Genomic DNA, 24255 nt, shown 5'->3' with positions numbered 1-24255 from the left:
TCAACATGAATTCATATATTTATCTCGATCATGCAGCGTCTTCACCAATGAATGACCAAGTAATAGAAGCTATGACTACCGCAATGCAAAAGGTTTATGGAAATGCTTCAAGTATTCATGGGGCAGGTCGAGAGGCGCGCAAATATTTAGATGATGCTCGTGAAGAATTAGCCAAATCAATTGGTGCTCAACCTGGGGAAATTATTATAACAAGTGGCGGAACCGAGGCGGATAATACGGCTATTTTTGGCACTGTATATGCACGTGCTGCTGAAGGAAAGCACATAATTACCACACAAATTGAACATCACGCAGTGTTACATACGTGTGAGAAGCTTGAACGGGATGGCTTTGATGTGACATATTTGCCAGTTGATGAAAAGGGACGTGTATCTGTAGAAGATGTGCGCAATGCATTACGTAAGGATACGATTTTAGTAACGATTATGTATGGTAATAATGAAGTTGGTACGATTCAACCGATTGCTGAAATTGGTGACTTATTACGTGAACATACGGCTACTTTCCATACGGATGCAGTTCAGGCATATGGCTTAGAGTCAATTAATGTTACTGATTTACATGTTGATTTACTAAGTGTTTCCGCACATAAAATTAATGGTCCTAAGGGAATTGGCTTCCTTTACCAAAAGGCAGGAACACCATTCACTAGTTATGCATTAGGTGGAGCGCATGAGAAAAAGCGCCGTGCTGGTACTGAAAATGTACCTGCAGTGATTGGCTTTGCGACTGCGGTGCGAATTGCAAACGAGTTGCGCGAAGAGAAGCGTGCGCTATACAATCGCTTTAAGCAAATTATGCTTGATGTGTTCATGCAGGAAAAGCTAGCATTTCATGTAAATGGAGATTTAGAAAATACACTTCCACACGTTTTAAATATAAGTTTTTCTGGTATGGAAGTAGAGTCATTTCTAGTGAATCTTGATATGGCAGGTATTTGCGTTTCAAGTGGTTCAGCGTGCACTGCTGGCTCCATTGATCCATCACACGTTTTAGTTGCGATGTTTGGACAAGGGACAGAGGAATTACGTAACTCTATCCGCTTTAGCTTCGGTCAAGATTTAACGGAAACTGATGTACAACATGCGGCTGAAAAAACAGCAGCAATCGTGAAAAGACTAGCGAAAAAATGATTTGCTAAAAATTGTATATTTAATGGAATTTAAATAAAGAAAAGGTGACCATAATGAAAGAAACACGTGACCCCTCTCAAATTCGTGTTGTTGTCGGCATGTCGGGTGGGGTAGATTCTTCGGTTGCTGCATATTTGCTAAAACAACAAGGATATGAAGTAATCGGGATCTTTATGAAGAACTGGGATGATACAGACGAAAATGGCGTTTGTACAGCTACAGAAGACTATGATGATGTTATTAAAGTATGTAATCAAATCGGGATTCCATACTATGCGGTAAATTTTGAAAAGCAATATTGGGATAAGGTTTTCACATACTTTTTAGAAGAATATAAAGCAGGACGTACGCCAAATCCTGATGTTATGTGTAATAAGGAAATTAAGTTTAAAGCATTTTTAGAGCATGCGATGAATCTTGGAGCTGATTATTTAGCGACTGGTCACTATGCTCGAGTTGATCGTAGTGGAGATGGCGAAGTTAAAATGCTTCGAGGCATTGACAATAATAAAGATCAAACGTATTTCTTAAACCAATTATCACAGGAACAATTGTCGCATGTAATGTTCCCAATTGGACATATTGAGAAAAAGGAAGTCCGTAAAATTGCGGAGGAAGCTGGATTAGCTACAGCTAAGAAAAAGGATTCAACAGGAATTTGCTTTATTGGAGAGCGTAATTTCAAAGAATTCCTAGGTCAATATTTACCTGCGCAACCTGGTAAGATGGAGACGATGGATGGCGTTGTAATGGGCCAGCATGACGGATTAATGTACTATACACTTGGTCAACGTCACGGTCTTGGAATTGGTGGAGATGGTGAGCCTTGGTTCGTGCTAGGGAAAGATTTGGAACGCAATGTGTTACTTGTTGGACAAGGTTTCCATCATGAGTCATTATATTCTACTTCATTAACTGCTGTGAAAATGAACTATACTTCGACAAAAAAATTGCCCGGGAAATTTTCATGCACAGCAAAATTCCGTTATCGTCAAACAGATACACCAGTGGAAGTAGAAATTTTAGAAGATGGACGTACACATATTACGTTTGCTGAACCAGTACGTGCAATCACACCTGGACAAGCTGTTGTATTATATGATGGTGAAGAATGTTTAGGTGGCGGTACAATCGACGAAGTCTTTAAAAACAATGAAAAACTAACATATGTAGGATAATTCGCGAAAAGACTGCTTATACAGCCTTTCCTAAGGTGTATAGAATTTAGGCAGTCTTTCGCTACATAGAGGTGAACAAAAACAATGAATTTTAACGAGCAGGGCATACAAGCATTTCAAGAAAAGCGTTATGAGGATGCTGCACAACTTTTTACACAAGCAATTGAAGCAGAGCCTGAAAACGCAATTGGTTATGTGAATTTTGGAAATCTCTTAGCGGTGTTGGAGGATACTGAACGTGCAGAGCGTTTCTTTCAAAAAGCAATCACTGTTGATGAAACAGCAGCAACAGCTTATTATGGCTTAGCAAATTTATATTATAATGCGGAACGATATGCGGAGGCAGTAAAGCTTTATGAGCAAGCGTTAAAGCATAACATTGAAGGCGCAGATGTCTATTATATGATGGGCAAATGCTTTGAGCGAATGGAAAATCCGAAGCTTGCACTGCCATATTTACAACGAGCTTCAGAGCTTGCCCCAGAAGACACACAAATTCGTTTAGCATATGCAATTGTGCTATGTGCGTTAGAAATGTTTGAAGAGGGTAAGAAAGAATTAGACTATTTAATCGAGCAGGATTGGAATAACGCAGATGCACATTATAATTTAGGTGTACTTTATGCGGTGTCCACTGAACAATCAAAAGATGCCATGTACCACTTGAAACAAGCCTTTACATTACAGCCAGAATACGACCAAGCGCGTTATATTTATGATATGATTGCACAGAGATTTAACTAAAATAAATCATAAAAAAAGGATGCCGAAAACTTCGGCATCCTTTTATTTCGTTAGTTTAGTCTTGATCATCCTTAGAAGAATAATCAAGTGGTAGTTGAGATAAATATTGTGCTAATTGTACAATAGGCATTGCATCTAATGACGACTCTGCTTCGTTCGCTTTTAAAATATTTATTTCTTCATTAAGTCGTTCCATTTTTCGATCCAGTTCTGCTGCTTGAAGAGCAGCTTCTTTCAATTCCAAACGGATATGTTCAGGTACTTCCTTGTTGTATTTGTAATAGATTTTATGTTCAAGACTAGCCCAGAAGTCCATTGCGATTGTACGGATTTGAATTTCGGTGTACACATTCTCTACACGGTCGGACATGAAAATTGGGATTTTTATTATAAGATGCAAGCTTTGATAGCCGTTTTCCTTTGGGAATTTAATATAATCCTTTACATCCACAACTTCAATATCATTTTGTGCCTGTAGCATCTCACTCACTTTATAAATATCCTCTACAAAGGAGCATGTGATTCGCACACCTGCAATATCACGAATGTTTTCACGAATCGCTTCGACAGAAGGCTCAAGGTTCTTTTTCTTGATCTTCAACAATATACTTTTTGGTGATTTTACTCGAGTTGATATATGTTCTATTGGGTTATATTCATGAATTAACTTAAACTCTTCTTGTAAAATATTTATTTTCGTTTCAATTTCTTGTAAGGCAAATCTATAGGATAAAAAGAAACGTTTTAATTCTGCTTGTAGGTTTTTTAAAGTGGTTGCTTCGAGTTCATTTTTCATACTTCATTAAATCCTTTCTTTTACCAAGTAACATTAATGAAATTCTCTTGTTGTGATGTCATTAATAATAGCAAAAATAGCTACTAAATAGAAATATGTGCTCTAAACTATGTGTAGTATTCTTGTTTCAACTAAAAAAGGGGATTTTTAGTCCCCTTAGGTATTAAACGATAATTTCAGCATTTAAGTTGTATCGTTTATTAAATTCATCCACAAATATTTGTAAATCGATATAAGTACCAATATACGCTTCTGTTTCTTGATCTCGTAGGAAGCCGCATGTTGCCTTTAAAGATTTTGAAAACTCAAGCAGCATTTGTTCATTATCTAGCTGTATATGCAACGATAGTGAATCATCCTTTGTATTCACCTTGAAATATTTACCATATAAAATACGCTCTAAATTTGTTTCTTGAAAAGGAAATACAAAATCTTTATATATTAATTTCACAATACCCCGCCTTTTTTGCAATAGTTTACTACATCTGAATACGGCAAGTCTCCACCGAAAATTGAAAGAGCGCTACCAATTGTAACATGAAGCTTACCATTTGCGATTTTTTTAAATTTCTTTAAGTCGTCTAAAGAACGGACGCCACCAGCATATGTTGTTGGAATTGTTGTCCAAGCGGCTAGATCGTGCACTAAGCTTTCCTGCATACCGCCTTTTTTTCCTTCTACATCAACAGCGTGAATAAGTAGTTCGTCACAGAAATTTTCGATATAGGCAATAGACTCAGCATTTACTTCAAAATCACTAAACTTTGTCCATTTATCAGTAACAACAAACCACTTTCCATCGCGCATACGGCAGCTTAAATCGATAACAAGATGCTCTTTACCGATAGTCTGTACTAATTGCTTTAGTCGATCTAAATGGAGCTTACCATTATAGAATATAAATGAAGTGACAATAACGTGGGAAGCGCCCGCATCAATATACTTTTTTGCATTTTCCGTCGTAATGCCGCCACCAACCTGTAAACCTTGAGGATATGCTGCTAGTGCTGCTAATGCGGCTTCTTCGTTTCCATCACCTAGCATAATGACGTGACCACCTGTTAAATGATCTTTGGCAAACATTTTTGCATAATAACTAGAGTCATGATTTGAAATAAAGTTTTCGATGACTTCTTGATCCGTATGACCAAGTGTGCTGCCAACAATTTGTTTTACTTTGCCATCGTGTAAATCGATGCAAGGTCTAAATTCCAATAGCTTCACAATCCTTCCGTGCAACAAATTATCTATATCATAGCATGGAAAGGCTGATAATAGCGGCGAAATGTCATTTGTCAAAATAATGTCAACTTCATTCAGCGAATAGTCTGATAGCTAATGCAAAATGTCAGCTAACAGAGGTCTGCCGCCCCTTAATCGGATAATCAAACATCTGTACCTGTCGCTACGCTTTCGGTACAAAAGACATTTGATGAAATATAGGAACTTAGGCTAAAGCTTCACATCCTGTGAACGCCTGAGTGACCAACGTCGTGTTGACCTAAAGCCTCTGGCCGACCCCGTACGCAATTATGCCGAGGCATACTTGATTAAAATATAGTGAATTGTCTTTTTACACGTTTTTTCTCGTTATGCTGTGGTAAAATATAATGATTGAAATGAACACGAAAGGACGAATCGTAAATGGCAGAGAATCTTGATTTATTTGAACTAAATAAATTTTTTATACTCGGACGTCCAATCGTCTCTATCTTTCATAATGCACAAAATATGTATTCGATAGTTCGTGTGAAAATTCAAGAGACCAACTTACAGTATGAGGATAAGGAAATAATTGTTGTTGGATATTTCCCACCGTTACAAATGGATGAACAATATCGTTTTACAGGTATAATGAAACAACATCCAAAATATGGTGTACAATTTCAAATTGAGACGTTTACAAAAGAAGTGCCGGCAACAGAGCAAGGGATTATTCATTACTTATCGAGTGATTTGTTTGTTGGGATCGGAAAAAAAACTGCTGAAACAATCGTAGAAAAGCTAGGGGCGAATGCGTTACGTCTTATTTTAGAGGATCCAAATGCGCTTGATGCTGTACCTCGATTATCTGCTGAAAAAAAAGAGGTTATCCATCGTACAATTGAACAAAATCTAGGCTTAGAACGAGTGATGATTCAACTTAATGAATGGGGTTTCGGACCACAGCTCGGCATGAAAATTTACCAAACATATCGAACAGAGGCAGTTGAATTATTAACTGAAAATCCATACCGCCTTATTGAGGATGTAGAGGGTGTGGGTTTCTTTCGTGCCGACGAGCTAGGTGCAAAATTAGGGATTACTGGCAATCATCCAGACCGTATTAAGGCGGCGATTTTACATACTCTAAATATAGCAGCTTTATCGGATGGGCATGTGTATTTAGATGCAGAACATGTTTTACCGCAAGTAAAAGATATTCTTGAGCAAAGCCAACGAGAAGAAATTCCTTTTGAGACCATTTCTAAAGCTTGCATCGAATTGCGTGAGGAAAGTAAAATTTGTGGGGAAGAGACGAGATTATATTTACCATCTCTATATTTCTCAGAAGTCGGAATTGCATCAAAAATATTAGCTTTAATCGAACGTAACAATAAGGCTGAACATTTTAGCAAAGACGAAATACGTAAAGCGATTGGTGAAACAGAAGAGATGCTCAATGTCACATATGCTGAAACACAAGCGAATGCTATTGAGCAAGCTTTAAATTCAGCTGTTATGATTTTAACTGGTGGTCCTGGTACTGGTAAAACAACTGTTGTTCGGGGTGTAGTAGAAGTGTATGCAAAGTTACACGGACTATCATTAAACCCGAAGGAATACGCACAAAAAGAAGAGCCATTTCCGATTATTTTATGTGCTCCAACAGGACGTGCTGCCAAGCGTTTATCGGAATCAACAGAACTTCCAGCAATGACAATTCATCGACTGCTAGGCTTTACCGGTCAGGAAAAAGAAGAAGAAACTGAACGTGAGGTTACAGGAAAACTCATTATTGTAGACGAAATGTCAATGGTCGATACTTGGCTTGCACATCAATTATTAAAATCCTTACATGAGGATGTACAAGTTGTATTTGTTGGCGATCAGGATCAGCTCCCACCAGTAGGTCCAGGGCAGGTATTAAAGGATTTGTTAGCTTCCAAGCAAATACCTACTGTGGAATTAACGGAAGTTTATCGACAAGCAGAGGGCTCAACAATTATTGAACTTGCTCATCAAATTAAACGTGGTCAGATCACTAATGATTTAACTGTAAAAACCTCTGACCGTTCATTTATTAAAGCCTCCTCAGATCAAGTAGCAAGCGTTGTTACACAGGTTGTGAAAAGTGCGGTTGCGAAAGGTCAAGAAATTCGTAATATCCAAGTGTTAGCACCAATGTACAAAGGTCCAGCAGGAATAGACAATTTAAATAAAATGATTCAGGAGCTAATTAATCCAAATGATACTGGTACTAGAAAAGAGCTTGTCTTTGGTGATGTCACATATCGCATAAAGGATAAAGTCTTACAGCTTGTCAATCAACCTGAAAGCAATGTTTTTAATGGTGATATGGGGGAAGTCATCGGTATTATCAAGGCTAAGGAAACAATTGAGAAACAAGATTTGCTTGTTGTGTCATTCGATGGTATAGAAGTAACTTATCAGCGTAGTGATCTCAATCAATTGACACTTGCTTATTGTTGTTCTATTCATAAATCGCAAGGCTCTGAGTTTCAAACAGTTATTATGCCAGTTGTACGAGGCTATTCTAAAATGTTGCGTCGTAATTTATTATATACAGGTATTACGCGTGCGAAAAATTTCTTGATTTTATGTGGTGAGTCAGATGTGCTAGCAGATGGCTTACAACGTACGGATGATTTACAGCGCTTTACGTCCTTACGTGCAAGACTCAATCCAATGAATATAGCAGAGGAAGTTGCAGAAGATGAAACGATTCCTTTGAAAGACGATTTACAGAAAGAAAAACCATCCATTGATAGTAAACTAACGGTCGAAACGGAACCATATATCCATCCTTTGATTGGAATGGATGGTATCTCGCCGTATGATTATTTAGATGAGTAAATGTTGATGAAAATTTTTATGAGGTGAATATAGTGAAACGCATATTATTATTGCTTCTATTCATGATGCTATTACCTTTTGCAGAAAAAGCATATGCAAAAAATACCGTCATCCAAGTGAATGAGGAAGCAACTGTCTTTGATAATCGTTCAGGCTCACTAGTACCGGTGGGGACATTATCAGCAGAGCAAACTTTTGAAGTAACAAAAGATTACGGAGCTAATTGGTGGCAAATTCGTTGGGGTGGTTATTACGGTTATGTTGATAAACGTTACACAACGGTTGTACCAGTAACAACTTATAAAAATACAGTCCCAACAAGTGTAAAGATAAAGGATTATATTGTCGCTACAAGTGATGCACCAATTTATGATAATACAGGTGATGAGCTAGTGCAATTTGCAACATTGGCAGAAGGGGTGCGTTTTCCTATTTATAGTAGAATGGGGAATTGGTATGGTATTGCTGTAAATGGACGATTAGGATTTGTACATAGTAAATTTGTTAAAGAAGAAAAAAGCCAGGATCCAATCAATACAAAGCCCGAAAAGCCAACAAAGCCTAATGAAAAACCAACTCCGCCACCTAGTAAGCAAAATGGGTACATCGAGGCTTTAGAAAACGTAACTCTTTATGATTTCCGCCGTGAAAAACCAATGGCTATTGCTACGTTGATGAAAGGGCAACAGCTAGAGGTTGTAGATGCGATAGATCCAAAATATGTAAAATTCCGTTGGGGGAAATCATATATTTATGCAGAAAAATCAAAAGTGAAATTTATAAATACTCCTGCTTATAAAAATATGGGGAAGGACAATGCCATGAAAAATGAGTATCTTATCCCTATTTCTGCAAACAGTGAGATTTATGACTACACAGCAAAAACGTTACAGCCATTTGCCAAGCTAGATTTAAATCGCCGTTATCCGATTTTGCGCAAAGAAGGTAGTTGGTACGTAACGGTGCTTGGTGGCCGTGAAGGATATATCCATAGCTCTAAAGTAGCGCTAGATCGCGGTGTCCCAGTAATGATGTATCATCATTTTCTAAAAGAGGATGAGCTTGGACGTTTTAAAAATGTAAGTACTACAATGACAGATGTTCAATTTACGAAAGAAATGCAGTATTTGAAAAGTATGAACTATGAAACTGTTAGTGCGGACGAATTATTACGTTTCATGCGCGATGAAATTACATTACCTGCTTATTCAATTGTTTTGACTTTTGATGATGGTTTATTATCGACACGTGAATATGCATATCCGGTGCTCAAAGAAAATGGCTTTAAAGCTACACAGTTTTTAATTACGTACCGCAATGAAAATTCTAAAGATGACCAAATATTTAATTATAATGATTTACAGTCACTTTCACGTCAGGATATGACAAATATGCAAGATGTCTATACGTATGGATCACACACTTACAATTTACACGATTTAGTGGGGAATAAAGGCAAAATGCTTCTGATTCCATATCATGAGGTTGCTCAGGATTTACAGCGCAGTTTAACATATATTCCTGAGGCAAAGGCTTTTGCTTATCCGTTTGGGCAATATAATGCCAACATCACTAATGCGGTAAAGGAAGCGGGATTCACAATGGCGTTTTCAACGGCGCTTGGCTATAACAATCCGTACGATGATGTGTATCAAATTAAACGCTTGTCCAGTAATCAAACAACAACATTTGAGCAATTCCAAAAGATGGTTCTACCATATGCGCAATAAAAGAAAAAACCCGATCAATTTGAATTGATCGGGTTTTTTCTTGATTATACCTATTTTGATTAGTGGATGCCAACTAGGTGATGTTTAACGACTTCATATGCTTGGCAAACATTTTTAAATTGATCCTTTTCTTTAGCAATCATTTCTGAAGCAATAGAAAATAAAAGATTTTCTTCAGTATGATCTTCCATTTTATTCATTAAAGCAGCTTCCATTTTCGCTACGTACGAGATGATTTGATGATTCATATATATGTTCTCCTTTAATAAAAAGATGTACTTGTTTTGGTTACGAAGCTATCTTACACCTACGTATATGAAAAATCTAGCAATTCTGTACTAGTCGAAGAAGACTTTTTCATGAATGTGACATAAAATCGAACTCGTGAGAAAAGTGCTAATTGAAACCGTTTTTATCTAAAATAACTGAAAAATTGTGCAATGAAGGAGGGTTCCTAGCTGTATTTATAAAGTAGTACAGTTTGGTTGATTTAAGGATTTGCTATAGTACAGTTGTCTATGGCGGAACCTAATATTAGGCAATTTCATATACTAAATGAGTAAAAAATATTTGTAACGTTTAGGGGTGACTTTCATGCCAGTAATTACAGGACAGCAATATATTGATCGTATTGACGCTTTACAAACGTATATTTATATTGATGGGAAAGTTGTCACAGGGAAGGTGTCGGAGCATCCTGCATTTAAGGGAGTTATGAAGAGTCAAGCAAGGCTTTTTGATTTACAAAATGAAAAGGAATTGCTTGAGAAAATGACATATGTGTCGCCAGCAAGCAATAAGCGTGTAGGTATGTCTTTCCTTCAAGTGGCGACAGTCGAAGATCTTGTGAAAAGGCGTAATGCAGCACGGGAATGGGCATTATCCACTCATGGTTTTATGGGGAGAAGTCCTGATTACATGAATACAACATTAATGGCTTTAGCATCAGCAGCAGATTTTTTAAAAGATAAGCCAAACTGTTTTCCTAACCATTTACTGAATTTTTATGAGTATGCACGTGAGAATGATTTGACAATGACACATACATTTATAGAGCCACAAGTAAATCGCAACCGATTTTATTTTGAGGATGAAGAAGTTACAATTGCCGCTAAAATTGTAGATAATACAAATGAGGGATTAGTAATTAAAGGGGCAAGACTACTTGCGACGCAGGGAGGAATTACAGATGAACTCCTTGTTTTATCAACGAATGGCTATGATGAAGGAAAAGGCTTTGGTTTCTCGATACCAAGTAATACGAAAGGTTTAAAGTTTTTATGTAGACAGTCATTTGTTGGAGGGGAATCGGTTTTTGACCATCCATTAAGTAGTCGTTTCGAGGAAATGGACGCAATTGTAGTATTTGATAATGTTGTTGTCCCATGGGAACGCGTTTTTTATTATGGGAATGTAGAAGTTGCCAATAGCTTTATGAACGTAAGTGGATTTCAAACATATGGTTTACATCAAGTTCTTTCACGTCAAATTGCCAAAACAGAATTTGTCTTAGGTGTTGTACAGTCAATTGTTGATACAATCAGTATCGGCGATTACCAACATGTGCAGCAAAAAGTTGTTGATATTATTGTGTCACTTGAAACGATGAAGGCTTTACTGTTAAAGTCTGAGATTGAGGCAAAAAAAGATGTTTTTGGCTTTATCAGACCTGATCATCCAACATTACTAGTAGCTATTCAGATTTTCCCTAAAGTATATCCGACCTTCACAGAAATAATTCAGTTACTTGGTGCGAGTGGGTTAATGTCCATTCCGAGTGAAAAAGCATTTGCAGCGGATGATGGTGATCTTGAACATTATTTACAGTCTTCTCAGGAGGGTGGAGAGGCGCGCGTCAAAAAATTCCGCTTAGCTTGGGATTTAACGATGAGTAGCTTTGGTACAAGACAAACACTGTATGAGCGCTTTTTCTTTGGTGACCCAGTTCGTGTAGCAACTGTACTTTATAAAACTTATGATAGGGAATCACTAGTTAATAGAGTGGAAACCTTTTTAAAAAATGATAATTAGCTTTGAAAAAGAAATCGTTTAAAAATTTTAGTATTCTTTTTCTATTTGACGGTTTCTTTATTTTGCATATGCGGAGGATTTGTCACGGGCTGCTTTGTATGCATATAACTACAGTATTTTTCAATTATGAATGGTGAATCGATAGAAAAGCTTAATCTCAGTCGTGTTGATTAGGAAAAATAGATTTATTATTGAGTGAAAAAAAGATTTTTTTTGTTGCTATTTTGAAATATATTCCCATTTTCAACTGATTGTAGCGTAGGGCTACTCGACTCCCGCCCGCAGCGGAAATCAGTGCCTTCTAATGAATTAGGATGGATAAAAAATGGTTAATCAACACACCTGGCATAATCTATTAACAGTAATTTCATCTATTATGTTGCAATTAACAGTGATTACAAGCTTTTTCGGAATGGATGTACCATTTATATACCAAGATTCCTTAATTGTGACAATGACCATTAGTTTATTTTTTTAGTCGTATTTCTTGGGGGATGTGGGTTTATTTCAAAAATTGGTTGATTAGTTACGATTAGCAATTATAGTGGCAATTGACAGAAGAAAATATTTTTTTTATAATTCTCGTTAGAAAATAGTAAAAAACGATGATGGAACAAGTACGTATTTGTGCGTGTAAAAGAAAGGGATTTCTAGGCTGAAAAAATCCTCACAATAGCAAATTCAGAAAGCTACTCCAGAGTGCAGTTAATCACTGCCGTTCACTGACGTTACAAGTGCTAAAGAGGTAAGTATACTATTACTTACAACTAGGGTGGTACCGCGAGATCAATTACAAGTCCTCGTCCCTTTTATGGGATGAGGGCTTTTTTTGTTTATCTTCATTCAGCAAATGACTCTCACTTCTGAAGGAGAGGAGATTCAATGCGGTTGAGGTTCCTTTTCAATGGGTGTACCAAACACCTACTGAATGAAGATAATGCCCCCGGCGGATGTCACGGATTTTCGAAGGAATGAATTGTGCGTGCACAATTCAAAATCCGGACGCAATTACGCCAAGGCGAAATTGATTTGTGGATTCAAATCGTGATTTTACAAAACATATAGGGAGGAACTTTTCATATGAAAGCAGTAGAAATTCGCCGCATGTATTTAGAATTCTTTAAAGAAAAAGGTCATCACCATGAACCATCAGCACCACTTGTGCCAATTAATGACCCATCATTACTTTGGATCAACTCAGGTGTAGCGACACTTAAACCATATTTTGATGGTCGTATTATTCCTGAAAATCCACGCATTACAAATGCTCAAAAATCAATTCGTACAAATGATATTGAAAACGTAGGTAAAACAGCTCGCCACCATACGTTCTTTGAAATGTTAGGAAACTTCTCAATTGGGGATTACTTCAAAAAAGAAGCTATTCATTACGCTTGGGAGTTCTTAACGGATAAAAAATGGATGGGCTTTGATCCAGAGCTTTTATCTATTACTATCCATCCTGAAGATCAAGAAGCATATGATGTTTGGCATAACGAAATTGGTATTCCTGAAGAACGTTTAATCCGACTAGAGGGGAACTTCTGGGATATTGGTGAAGGTCCATCTGGTCCTAACTCAGAAATTTTCTATGACCGTGGGGAAGAATACGGTTCAGATGAAAATGATCCAGAAATGTATCCAGGTGGTGAAAATGAACGCTATCTTGAAATTTGGAACTTAGTGTTCTCTCAATTCAACCATAATCCTGATGGCACATATACGCCACTTCCAAAGCAAAACATTGATACAGGTATGGGTCTAGAGCGTATTGTATCAGTTATCCAAAATGTGCCAACTAACTTTGATACTGATTTATTCATGCCTATTATTGAAAAAATCGAACAGTTTGCAAATCGTAAGTACAAACGTCCAGGTGAAGTAGCGTTAAGTGAAATCTTTGGTTCAGAAGAAGATGTTAATACACCATTTAAAGTTATCGCGGACCATATCCGTACAGTGGCGTTTGCTATTGGTGATGGCGCGCTTCCTTCAAATGAAGGTCGTGGTTATGTATTACGTCGTTTATTACGTCGTGCTGTGCGTTATGCAAAACAAATTGGCATTGAAAAACCATTTATGTTTGAATTAGTACCAACTGTTGGTGAAATTATGAATGATTTCTACCCAGAGGTAACGGAAAAATGTGAATTTATTCAACGTGTTATTAAAAATGAAGAACTTCGCTTCCATGAAACATTAGACGGAGGTCTTGCAATCTTTAACGAAGTAGTAGAAGCCCAAAAAGCAGCTGGACATGACTATATTCCAGGTGCAGATGCATTCCGTTTATATGATACTTACGGTTTCCCAATTGAATTAACAGAAGAGTATGCAGAAGAAGTAGGCATGAAGGTAGATCATGAAGGCTTTGAGGTAGCGATGGAAGAACAACGTGAACGCGCACGTGCAGCTCGTCAAGATGTAGATTCTATGCAAGTACAAAATGAAGTACTAGCCAACCTGACTGTTGCAAGTGAATTTGTAGGCTATGATACATTGACGACAAACACAGAAATTGCGGCGATCATTGTCAATGGTCAAGTATCAAAGGTAGCATCTGAAGGGCAAGAAGCACTAGTTGTTTTAGCTAAAACACCATTCTATGCTGAAATGGGTGGTCAAATTGCGGATAGCGGTGTTATCTCAAATGATAGCTTTACTGCTATTGTAAAAGATGTACAAAAAGCACCTAATGGTCAACCTCTTCATACAGTACTTGTAGAATCTGGCGAAATGAATGTTGAAGATGCGGTGAAGGCAGTAGTGAACCGTGATGAACGTAATTTAATTATTAAAAACCATACAGCTACACATATTATGCAGCGTGCATTAAAAGACGTGCTGGGCGACCATGTAAATCAAGCAGGTTCATATGTAGGACCTGATCGTTTACGTTTCGACTTCTCTCACTTCGGTCAAGTGACAAAAGAGGAATTACAACAAATTGAACGTATCGTAAATGAAAAAGTGTGGGATGATATAGAGGTCCTAATTGAAGAAAAAGGCATCGATGAAGCGAAAGCTATGGGGGCAATGGCATTATTCGGTGAGAAATATGGCGATGTCGTTCGCGTTGTTTCAATTGGTGACTATTCTATTGAGCTTTGCGGTGGTCTTCACGTAAAACGTTCTTCTGAAATTGGCTTCTTCAAAATTGTTTCAGAAGGTGGTATCGGTGCAGGTACTCGTCGTATCGAGGCTGTTACAGGTAAAGTTGCATATGAAGCAGTAAAAGAAGAAGAAGCTTTATTAAACGATGCAGCAGCTTTATTAAAAGCAAATTCAAAAGATATTGTGACAAAAGTACAGGCGTTACAAGCTGACTACAAAGAATTACAACGTGAAAATGAGGCGTTATCACAAAAAATCGCTAATGCTCAAGCTGGTGCTATTGTAGACGCTGCTCAGACTTTTGGTGATGTAACAGTTCTTTCTACTAAAGTTGAGGCGAAGGACAATAATCAACTGCGTCAAATGATGGATGACTTGAAGGTTAAAATGCCTAAAGCCGTTATTGTTTTAGGTGCTGTCGATGGCGACAAAGTTATGCTTTGCGCTGGGGTAACGAAAGATTTAGTTGGTGGCAATTACCATGCAGGAAATATCGTAAAAATGGTAGCAGAGGCATGTGGTGGTAAAGGTGGCGGTCGTCCAGATATGGCGATGGCAGGTGCAAAAGAAGCATCAAAACTTGATGAAGCACTACTTTCTGTGTATGATTATGTTAAATCCATTTAACTTCTTTCAGCGGGTGTCCAAACACCCGCTGAAATAGAGGAACTCAGGCTAAGAACTTCACATCCTGTGAAAACGCCTGAGTGACCAGCATCGTGCTGGCCTAAATCCTCCGGCGGATGTCGCGGAATCGGAAAAGGAGTTCTTAGGGGATGTTAGCCTAAGATCATCGCATCCATGCGATAACGGCTAACTGACCTGCATCGGTAAAAACGCCACGTCCTGTGGCATTACCGAAATGACCGACATCGTGTCGGCCCTCGTGCAGGCCTAAACACAAAGCCGATTCCGGACGCAATTATGCCGGGGCATAATTGATAATACGCCAAAACATGTTATAATAAAGAGAAATTGGAGATGAGCTTTTTGCACATCTCCTTATTTCTGAAAGCGAGGTGCTGGTCATGAGTTCATTTGATCAAACGATGAAATTTAATTTTCCAGAAGAATCAATGGAACAGGAAGTCAAGCAGGTAATGTTGAAAGTACATTCTTCATTAGAGGAAAAGGGATATAACCCTATCAATCAGATTGTCGGTTATTTACTTTCTGGTGATCCGGCGTATATTCCTCGCCATCAGGATGCTCGTAATTTAATTCGCAAGCTTGAGCGTGACGAAATTCTAGAAGAGCTTGTTAAGTTTTATATTAAAAAGAATAACGAGGACTAGAAATGAGAATTATGGGGTTAGACGTTGGGTCTAAAACTGTGGGCGTTGCTGTAAGTGATGCTCTAGGGTGGACGGCCCAAGGTATTGAAACCGTAAAAATTGATGAAGCTAATGGCGAGTTCGGCATTGAGCGTATAGCCGAGCTAGTGAAGGAGTACTCTATAACAGAATTTGTTGTAGGATACCCTAAAAACATGAATAATACGGTGGGACCACGTGGAGAGGCTTCTGAAAACTATAAAAAGCTTTTAGAAGAAACATTTTCACTACCGGTCAAGCTTTGGGATGAACGTTTAACAACGATGGCTGCCGAACGTATGCTAATCGAAGCGGACGTAAGTCGCAAAAAGCGTAAGCAAGTCATAGATAAAATGGCTGCTGTGATGATTTTACAAGGCTACTTGGATAGCAAAAATTAATTGATGAGGTGACAAGCACATGGCACAAGAACATAACCATGAAGAAGAACTACACGTACAACACATTACAGTGATTGACGAGAACGGAAATGAACAGCTTTGTGAAGTGATTCACGTACATGAATCAGCTGAATTTGGTAAATCATACGTATTTTACTCTATGATAGGCGCAGAAGAAGATGAAGATGGCTCAGTAGAAATCTTCGTATCTTCATTTGTACCATCTGAAAATGGTGAAGATGGTGAATTAACACCAATCGAAACAGAAGCAGAATGGGATATGGTAGAAGACGTATTAAACGCTTTAGAGGATGAAAACGAAGAATAATCATCGTTCTTTATAAGTGTGGAACAAGGATGGCAACAAGCACTCCTTGTTCCTTTTTTACTTTAGGAAGAATGAAGCTATGAGGAAGACGAGTCTATGTTGAGATAGTTTCAGTATCACCGGAAGATACTGAATATTTAAGGGCTCCTACTAAAGTTTGAAAGATAATTAAGCCTAATTAAGGAGGAGATTACATGAACGAGGAAACGCAAGAATTTCTGATCATTGGAGAGAATGGCAAGGAGCAAAAATGCCGTGTTGTCTTCACCTTTGATGCAGAAGAAAAATCATATGTATTGTTTTCGTTAATCGACGAAGAGGGTAATGAAATTCCTGGAGACATTTCTGCTATGACATTCGATTATGATGATAACAATGGGGAAATGACAAATTTACAGCCTGTTGAAACAGAGGCGGAGTGGGTAACTAAACTGTTGCAGAAAATTTAGACAAAACTATACAAACCTGTATAGAAGCATAGATTTATAACAGAATACCCTTCGTATCAAGCGATTGGTGCGAACTCCACGTTAATTGCTTTTAACTCCTAAAGCCTTGTGACCAAAGCGGAGCTGGAAACGGCAGACGTAACGGTGCGAAAGCAGAAAAAACAACAAGGATGGCATAAGCTGAAAAAAATTACTCAGTGTCCGTAAAGGATCATCGTGACAACGGAAAACGGTAGCGCTAAGTGCTTTGGCAATGGATGTTTAGCAGCGAACTCCTAAATCTCTAATGAGACAAGGAAGACGTTCAACGACTATCTCCTTGAGGGAGAGTAAAACCGCAAGCGAATGGCGGAAGAAAAATGTGGCTCTTATCAGAAGATAAGATGAAGATATAGTCTGCGCTTATGTGAAAGCATAAGAGGTCTACTTGTGAAAGAAAGACTGCATGAAGGGTTGCGCCTTTGTGTGAACAAGAAAAATATATACAAAAATAAAAATGTTAACAACCTCTCTAAATAGGGTAAAGTATTTTATCTTAGTGAAAGAGAGGTGGTGCACATGGAATTAATGTCCATTGGGAAATTTGCTAAGCTTGTTCTGGTTGTGGACAAATCAAATCCGATTTGAGACTGAAAGACAGATTATTTATCTGCTCTTGCGGATTAAAGTTGGATAGAGATTTGAACGCAAGCATTAACTTAGCAAATTATTCAATCTAAGGAGCTTAACTTCTTTCAGCAGGTGTCTAAACATCCGCTGAAAGAAGTTAAAGCCTCCGGTTGATGTCAAGGAATCGGAAAGGAGTTCTTAGGGGATGTTAGCCTAAGATCATCGCATCCATGCGATAACGGCTAACTGACCTGCATCGGTAAAAACGCCACGTCCTGTGGCATTACCGAAATGACCGACATCGTGTCGGCCCTCGTGCAGGCCTAAGCACAAAGCCGATTCCGGACGCAATGATGCCGAGGCATAATTGATCTAAAAACTAAGCCTTAGATGTGTACGCAACGATACTGCGGAATTTAAGCCTTTGGAGAGTCATACAAAATGGCAGTAGCTTCAGCGAAACCAGGCTCGGTGAATAAGGAAGACACAAAACGAAAGTCAAAAGATATAAGTTGTGTCACAGTAGAGATGTCTACATTTTTTTAGAATGTATATATTTTTCGTATCGGAAATGATTAATGAGGTAGTCCTAACACTTCTAGATGAATTTGAAGAGGGGCCACAGTTAATTACAGTAACAGATGAAGATGGAACAGATCAGGTATGCGAGGTTATTCATACATTTTCATCAGAACAATTTGGTAAATCCTATGTACTATATGTTTTGGCAACGGACGAGCCAATGGAGGAACGAGATACTTTTGCTGCCCAATATGTAGCTGGAAATGACGGAACGATTGAAGAATTATTACCAATTGAAACAGATGAAGAATGGGAATTTGTTGAAGATATCTTAAATGATTTATAATTAAAACTCTGAGTAGTAAATTGCTACTCAGAGTTTTTTATGTGTGCTATTTTTACTGAATTATCTATTTCTGTTTGTCGTTATAGTTGATTTCTAGTATGATAATGAAGTGATAGGGGGGAAACCCGTGAATAACGGTTCAAAAAAACAAGAAATGTTTTCAAAAATGGAAGAAAGAAAATCAGAGGTAAAAATTGTGAGAAAAATAGTTGCTATTGTTGCAATTTCTATTGTTCTACTATTAGGGGTCATCGGTTTATTTGGCTATAATTATGTAAAGAGTGCCTTAAAACCAGTGGATCCGGATGCTACTAAAACAATAGCAGTTGAAGTACCAATTGGCTCAGGCTTAGGCTCTATTTCGACTTTACTAGAAAAAGAGGGCATTATTAAAGATGCTCGTGTTTTTAAATACTACGCTAAGTTTAAAAATGAATCCCAGTTCCAAGCCGGGAAATATGATTTGACACAGGCGATGACATTTGATGAGATCATAGAGAGTTTAAAAACTGGAAAAGTCTACCGTAAGCCAGTATTTACAATGACAATTCCTGAAGGTTTAACACTTGAACAAATTGGTAATATCGTGGAAAAGAAAACGCCATACACTCAAAAAGAATTTATGGACCTAGTAACAAGCGATGAATTTGTTCAAAAAATGAAGGCTAAATACCCTGAGCTTGTGACAGATGCAGTTTTAGCTGATAATATTCGCTATGATTTAGAGGGCTATTTATTCCCTGCAACTTATTCTTACTTTGAAGAAAAACCTTCATTAGAATCAATTGTAGACGAAATGGTAGGGGCTATGGACAAGCTTGTGAAGAGTTACAGCGATGTTTTAGCTGAAAAGAAAATATCCGTACATCAATTGTTAACATTTGCTTCATTACTGGAAGAAGAAGCTACTGCCCAAACAGATCGAGAAACGATTGCGAGCGTATTCTATAACCGTATAGATCAAGGGATGCCACTACAAACAGACCCAACCGTTTTATATGCACTTGGCTCTCATAAAGATCGTGTGATGTACAAAGATTTAGAAGTAGATAACGTCTACAATACTTATAAAAATAAAGGCTTACCACCTGGACCGATTGCGGGTGCTGGAAAATCTTCAATTGAAGCAACGCTAAATCCAAGTAAAACAGATTACCTCTACTTCTTAGCGGATAAACAAGGTGTCAACCACTTCTCGAAAACATATGATGAACATTTACAGAAAGTAGAAAAATACTTGCGTAAGGCAGAGTAATTACTTTTAACTTCTTTCAGCAAATGTTTACGTAACGAAAGTGCAACGACAGTTACAGATGTTTTTTGTAACGAAAGTGAAACGTCAGTTACAGATGTTTTTTGTAACGAAAGTGAAACGTCAGTTACAGATGTTTTTTGTAACGAAAGTGAAACGTCAGTTACAGAAGTTCTCCATCTTTATAGGGGATGACATGAATGAGAGTTTAAGTTATTTTTCAGCCGATTCCAGACGCAATTAGCTGAGGGATAATTGAAATCGTTAAAAAATATATAGCAATAATGTGGATAGAAGGAAAGAAAAATAGCTTTCCTTCTATTTTCGTGCTATTATAAAATGTGATTTTTAATCAATCCGCATGGAATAATTCAAGCAGTCCGTTAATGCGGGATAATATACGTGGTGGCAATTGTTTTGAGCTGATAAAAAACAATTGCTCATTTTTATATGACGAAGTACCAAGACATCGCGTTTGGTCTTTTTCTTTTTGGTGCTACATGATGAAGCCTCTGGCGGATGTCACGGAATCGGCTTTGTGCAAGAACAAAGCCGATTCTGGACGCAGTTATGCCGAGGCATAATTGATATGAGGGTGAACTTAAAAATGGAATTATCAGATGCATATATACAATCATTTATTCAACCACGTAATGATTTGCTTTTAGAAATGGAAGCATTTGCGGAGGAGAATCATGTGCCGATTATGCAACTTGCAGGCATTGATGCACTAAACCAACTGCTACGTATTCAAAATCCGTCGAAAATTTTAGAGATTGGTACAGCAATTGGTTATTCTGCAATAAGAATGGCGGAGGCTTTACCGAATGTGCAGATCGTTACAATCGAGCGAGATCCAGAGCGTGTTGCGAGAGCGAAGGCCTATATTGAACGTTCTACAGTATCAGATCGTATTACGGCCATTGAAGGAGATGCCTTAGAGGTGAACGATGAGGCCATTCATACAACATTCGATGCGGTGTTCATTGATGCTGCAAAAGGACAATATCAACGCTTTTTTGAAAAGTATGCACCTCTTGTAAAATCTGGTGGAGTTCTGTATATCGATAATATGTATATGCATGGCTTATCAGATTTGGATTTAAAAGATGTACCGCGTCGCAAGCGTACAATGATTCGCAATTTAAAAAACTTTACCGAATGGATTATGGAGCACCCTGATTATACAAGTGCATTTTTACCAGTCGGTGATGGTTTATTACTATGTTTGAAGAGGTGACTATTATGAAAAAACCTGAATTGCTTGTTACACCGCAATCAGTGGACCATGTAAAAGCACTTTTACAGGCTGGAGCAGATGCTTTTGTCATGGGTGAACAACAATTTGGTCTTCGCCTAGCAGGAGAATTTTCTGTTAGTGAAGTGGAAGAAGCTACAAAGCTGATTCATGCAGCGGGTAAAAAAGTTTATGTTGCGGTAAATGCATTATTCCATAATGAAAAATTGGATGCACTTGCCGAGTATTTAAAAGAAATGCAACGTATTGGCGTTGACCGTTTAATTTACGGTGATCCAGCAGTAGTAATCATTCGTCGTGATCAAGGTGTAACAATACCGTTACACTGGAGTCCGGAAACGATTGCAACAAACTGGTTTACGGTAAATTATTGGGGGAAACGCGGAGCAACTCGCGCAGTACTTGCTCGTGAACTTTCTTTAGATGAAGTGCTTGAAATTAAAGAAAATGCGGAAGTAGAGATTGAAGTTCAAGTACATGGGATTACATGTATGTTCCAATCAAAACGTGCATTACTAGGCCATTATTTCTTATATCAGGATAAAGTAATGGAAATTGAGAATCGTAAGGAAAATCGCAATATGTTCCTTCATGATGATGAACGTAATAATAAATATCCAATTTATGAGGATGTTAACGGTACGCATATTTTCAGTCCAAACGATATGTGCATTATTGATGAGCTTGGCGAATTATTCGAAGGTGGCATTGATGCATTGAAAATTGAGGGTGTCCTTCAAACACCAGAATATGTAATCACAGTTACAGAAGCTTATCGTCAAGCAATTGACACATATTTTGACGAATCAGAAGATGCATATGAAGATATTAAAGATGATTTATTAGCAAAAATTGAAGACATTCAGCCTGCCATCAGACCTCTTGATACTGGCTTTATCTTCAAGGAAACAGTTTACTAGGAGGTGGCAAGAACATGGCATTAGCATTAGAACAAAATGACAAAATCCGTGAGATTGTCGACGGTAAACGTGTCATTACAAAAAAACCAGAGCTACTTGCCCCTGCGGGTAGTTTAGAAAAATTAAAAGTTGCCGTTCATTACGGTGCAGATGCTGTATTTATTGGTGGACGAGAGTTCGGTCTACGTTCAAACGCAGATAACTTCTCAATTGAAGAAATGCGCGAAGGTGTTGAATTCGCCAATAAATACGGTGCAAAAATCTATGTGACGACAAATATTTTCGCCCACAATGAAAATATGGACGGCTTAGAGCAATACTTAAAAGATATTGAATCTGCTGGTGTTACAGGCATTATTGTAGCGGACCCTTTGATCATCGAAACATGCCGTACAGCTGCACCGAAGCTTGAAATTCACCTATCTACACAGCAATCTTTATCAAACTGGAAGGCAGTACAGTATTGGAAAGAAGAAGGTTTACATCGTGTAGTGTTGGCCCGCGAAGTTGGCGGAGAAGAAATGAAGCTGATGAAGGAAAAAGTCGATATTGAAATTGAAGCATTTGTTCATGGAGCAATGTGTATCGCTTATTCTGGTCGCTGTGTACTTTCAAATCACATGACTGCTCGTGACTCTAACCGTGGTGGTTGCTGTCAATCTTGTCGCTGGGACTATGATTTGTATGAGTTAGAAGGTGATGAAGAAAAGGCACTTTTCGATGATAATCACGCACCTTTTGCGATGAGTCCAAAAGACTTAAAGCTAATTGAAGCCATTCCACATATGATTGAACTTGGTATTGATTCATTGAAAGTAGAGGGGCGTATGAAGTCCATTCACTATGTTGCTACAGTTGTTTCAGTGTACCGTAAAGTGATTGATGCTTATTGTGCTGACCCTGACAATTTCAAGATTAAACGTGAATGGCTTGAGGAACTAGATAAATGTGCTAACCGTGATACGGCTGAAGCATTCTTCCACGATGCACCAGGCCACGAGGAGCAAATGTTTGGTGTACACGGCCGTAAAACGACGTATGAGTTTGCTGGACTTATTTTAGAACATGACCCAGAAACGAAAATTGTGACAATGCAACAACGTAACTATTTTAAACCTGGCGATGAGGTAGAATTCTTTGGACCAGAAATCGAAAATTTCCGTTTTACAATGGGTGAAATTTGGGATGAAGATGGCAATAGCTTAGATGCTGCCCGTCATCCACTACAAATTATTAAATTTAAATGCGACACACTATTAAAACCGCATAACATGATGCGAAAGGAGAATAATTAATGGCAGTGAAGCGTCCAGTCGTCATCGGAATCGCTGGTGGCTCATGCTCAGGAAAAACGAGTGTGACCCGTGCTATTTATGATGTTTTCCGTGATCATTCAGTAGTTGTAATTGAACAAGATTTTTACTATAAAGATCAAAGTCATTTAACGTTTGAGGAGCGTTTAGGTACAAACTATGACCATCCGTTAGCGTTTGATAATGATTTGTTAATTGAGCACATAAAAAAATTATTGGTGCGTCAACCAATTGACAAGCCTGTTTATGATTATGTACAGCATACAAGAGCAGAAGAAGTTGTTCATGTAGAACCTGTAGATGTTATTATACTAGAAGGTATTTTAGTGTTAGAGGATGCAGATTTACGTGATTTAATGGACATTAAATTATTTGTAGATACGGACTCAGATTTACGTATTATTCGTCGTATTATGCGTGATATAAAAGAACGTGGACGTACAACAGATTCTGTAATCGAACAATATTTATCGGCAGTGCGTCCAATGCATAACTTATTTATTGAGCCGACGAAACGTTATGCTGATATTATTATCCCTGAGGGTGGGGATAATGAAGTTGCAATTGATTTGATGGTCACGAAAATTAAAACTATTCTTGAAACTGACAACGTATTGTAATAAGATAGAGTGGTATTGACAATATTTACATGCGTATCATTGCATATTTTTGAAAAGCATGCATACTATTAGGTCAAAGAGAATTTTGAAACCGATTAAA

The 24255-nt window shown here is 37.9% G+C and carries 23 protein-coding genes, 1 pseudogene and 1 other annotated feature; of the genes and pseudogenes, 20 read left to right on the top strand and 4 right to left on the bottom strand.

The features are described 5' to 3' along the window. Window positions 1–5: 5 nt before the first annotated feature. The 3 genes from ACVWXS_RS12630 to ACVWXS_RS12620 all read left to right on the top strand — a co-directional run bounded on the left by ACVWXS_RS12630 (window position 6) and on the right by ACVWXS_RS12620 (window position 3076). Window positions 6–1154 (top strand): cysteine desulfurase family protein, encoded by a 1149-nt coding sequence (locus ACVWXS_RS12630; RefSeq protein WP_456958448.1) that lies wholly within the window; start codon window positions 6–8, stop codon window positions 1152–1154. A gap of 53 nt (window positions 1155–1207) precedes the next feature. Then, complete coding sequence (gene mnmA, locus ACVWXS_RS12625) at window positions 1208–2332, top strand: tRNA 2-thiouridine(34) synthase MnmA (protein ID WP_456958447.1); 1125 nt, start codon at window positions 1208–1210, stop codon at window positions 2330–2332. An 84-nt stretch (window positions 2333–2416) separates the two neighbouring features. Continuing rightward, window positions 2417–3076: a tetratricopeptide repeat protein gene (locus ACVWXS_RS12620; RefSeq protein WP_368635838.1), complete on the top strand. Its 660-nt coding sequence runs from the start codon at window positions 2417–2419 to the stop codon at window positions 3074–3076. A 55-nt stretch (window positions 3077–3131) separates the two neighbouring features. On the opposite strand, the gene ACVWXS_RS12615 is transcribed toward ACVWXS_RS12620, so the two are convergent. From ACVWXS_RS12615 to hisA, 3 genes are all read right to left on the bottom strand, one after another. Next, entirely contained in the window at window positions 3132–3872 is a 741-nt protein-coding gene (locus ACVWXS_RS12615; protein ID WP_368635839.1) for a GTP pyrophosphokinase family protein, read from the bottom strand. A gap of 163 nt (window positions 3873–4035) precedes the next feature. Further along, window positions 4036–4323 carry a hypothetical protein gene (locus ACVWXS_RS12610; protein WP_456958446.1) on the bottom strand — a complete coding sequence of 96 codons (288 nt, stop codon included), beginning with the start codon at window positions 4321–4323 and terminating at the stop codon, window positions 4036–4038. Continuing rightward, entirely contained in the window at window positions 4320–5087 is a 768-nt protein-coding gene (gene hisA / locus ACVWXS_RS12605; RefSeq protein ID WP_456958445.1) for a phosphoribosylformimino-5-aminoimidazole carboxamide ribotide isomerase, read from the bottom strand. The genes ACVWXS_RS12610 and hisA overlap by 4 nt, the downstream gene beginning before the upstream one ends. A 429-nt stretch (window positions 5088–5516) precedes the next feature. Between hisA and recD2 the strand changes: the two genes are divergently transcribed. Both recD2 and ACVWXS_RS12595 read left to right on the top strand, forming a co-directional pair. Then, window positions 5517–7949, top strand: coding sequence for an SF1B family DNA helicase RecD2 (gene recD2 / locus ACVWXS_RS12600; protein ID WP_456958444.1), 2433 nt, complete (start codon window positions 5517–5519; stop codon window positions 7947–7949). A 32-nt stretch (window positions 7950–7981) separates the two neighbouring features. Further along, complete coding sequence (locus ACVWXS_RS12595) at window positions 7982–9679, top strand: polysaccharide deacetylase family protein (protein WP_456958443.1); 1698 nt, start codon at window positions 7982–7984, stop codon at window positions 9677–9679. Window positions 9680–9738: 59 nt separating this feature from the next. On the opposite strand, the gene ACVWXS_RS12590 is transcribed toward ACVWXS_RS12595, so the two are convergent. After that, entirely contained in the window at window positions 9739–9927 is a 189-nt protein-coding gene (locus ACVWXS_RS12590; RefSeq protein WP_368635844.1) for a hypothetical protein, read from the bottom strand. A gap of 346 nt (window positions 9928–10273) precedes the next feature. Here ACVWXS_RS12590 and hpaB point away from each other — a divergent pair, with 346 nt between their 5' ends. The 15 genes and pseudogenes from hpaB to udk all read left to right on the top strand — a co-directional run bounded on the left by hpaB (window position 10274) and on the right by udk (window position 24155). Continuing rightward, window positions 10274–11710 (top strand): 4-hydroxyphenylacetate 3-monooxygenase, oxygenase component, encoded by a 1437-nt coding sequence (gene hpaB, locus ACVWXS_RS12585; protein WP_456958442.1) that lies wholly within the window; start codon window positions 10274–10276, stop codon window positions 11708–11710. A gap of 325 nt (window positions 11711–12035) precedes the next feature. After that, a complete protein-coding gene (locus tag ACVWXS_RS12580; RefSeq protein WP_456958441.1) occupies window positions 12036–12188 on the top strand; it encodes a hypothetical protein in 153 nt (50 codons plus the stop codon). A 118-nt stretch (window positions 12189–12306) separates the two neighbouring features. After that, window positions 12307–12521, top strand: a binding site (T-box leader). Between the two features lie 269 nt (window positions 12522–12790). After that, window positions 12791–15451 carry an alanine--tRNA ligase gene (alaS, locus tag ACVWXS_RS12575; RefSeq protein ID WP_456958440.1) on the top strand — a complete coding sequence of 887 codons (2661 nt, stop codon included), beginning with the start codon at window positions 12791–12793 and terminating at the stop codon, window positions 15449–15451. A 401-nt stretch (window positions 15452–15852) separates the two neighbouring features. Beyond that, window positions 15853–16119, top strand: coding sequence for an IreB family regulatory phosphoprotein (locus ACVWXS_RS12570; protein ID WP_004226839.1), 267 nt, complete (start codon window positions 15853–15855; stop codon window positions 16117–16119). Window positions 16120–16121: 2 nt separating this feature from the next. Next, window positions 16122–16538 carry a Holliday junction resolvase RuvX gene (gene ruvX, locus ACVWXS_RS12565; RefSeq protein WP_368635848.1) on the top strand — a complete coding sequence of 139 codons (417 nt, stop codon included), beginning with the start codon at window positions 16122–16124 and terminating at the stop codon, window positions 16536–16538. Window positions 16539–16557: 19 nt separating this feature from the next. Continuing rightward, window positions 16558–16866: a DUF1292 domain-containing protein gene (locus ACVWXS_RS12560; RefSeq protein ID WP_368635849.1), complete on the top strand. Its 309-nt coding sequence runs from the start codon at window positions 16558–16560 to the stop codon at window positions 16864–16866. A 194-nt stretch (window positions 16867–17060) separates the two neighbouring features. After that, a complete protein-coding gene (locus tag ACVWXS_RS12555; protein WP_456958439.1) occupies window positions 17061–17315 on the top strand; it encodes a DUF1292 domain-containing protein in 255 nt (84 codons plus the stop codon). A 605-nt stretch (window positions 17316–17920) separates the two neighbouring features. Continuing rightward, window positions 17921–18034: pseudogene (locus ACVWXS_RS12550) on the top strand (zinc ribbon domain-containing protein); the annotation flags it as partial. Window positions 18035–18471: 437 nt separating this feature from the next. Further along, window positions 18472–18792 carry a DUF1292 domain-containing protein gene (locus ACVWXS_RS12545; protein WP_456958438.1) on the top strand — a complete coding sequence of 107 codons (321 nt, stop codon included), beginning with the start codon at window positions 18472–18474 and terminating at the stop codon, window positions 18790–18792. Between the two features lie 127 nt (window positions 18793–18919). Continuing rightward, window positions 18920–20047 carry an endolytic transglycosylase MltG gene (gene mltG, locus ACVWXS_RS12540; RefSeq protein ID WP_374965837.1) on the top strand — a complete coding sequence of 376 codons (1128 nt, stop codon included), beginning with the start codon at window positions 18920–18922 and terminating at the stop codon, window positions 20045–20047. A 58-nt stretch (window positions 20048–20105) separates the two neighbouring features. Beyond that, window positions 20106–20288 (top strand): hypothetical protein, encoded by a 183-nt coding sequence (locus tag ACVWXS_RS12535; RefSeq protein WP_456958437.1) that lies wholly within the window; start codon window positions 20106–20108, stop codon window positions 20286–20288. 363 nt (window positions 20289–20651) lie between these two features. Further along, window positions 20652–21284, top strand: coding sequence for an O-methyltransferase (locus ACVWXS_RS12530; RefSeq protein WP_374965838.1), 633 nt, complete (start codon window positions 20652–20654; stop codon window positions 21282–21284). A 5-nt stretch (window positions 21285–21289) separates the two neighbouring features. Then, a complete protein-coding gene (locus ACVWXS_RS12525; RefSeq protein WP_456958436.1) occupies window positions 21290–22222 on the top strand; it encodes a peptidase U32 family protein in 933 nt (310 codons plus the stop codon). A 14-nt stretch (window positions 22223–22236) separates the two neighbouring features. Continuing rightward, window positions 22237–23517, top strand: a complete 1281-nt coding sequence (locus tag ACVWXS_RS12520) for a peptidase U32 family protein (RefSeq protein ID WP_423473235.1) — start codon at window positions 22237–22239, stop codon at window positions 23515–23517. Continuing rightward, complete coding sequence (gene udk, locus ACVWXS_RS12515; protein ID WP_374965841.1) at window positions 23517–24155, top strand: uridine kinase; 639 nt, start codon at window positions 23517–23519, stop codon at window positions 24153–24155. Before ACVWXS_RS12520 ends, udk begins: the two co-directional genes overlap by 1 nt. Window positions 24156–24255 lie beyond the last annotated feature (100 nt).

Source organism: Lysinibacillus sp. TE18511, from assembly GCF_054062295.1.
Note: the sequence above shows the minus strand (reverse complement) of the source record. Positions and strands in the feature narration are given on the sequence as shown.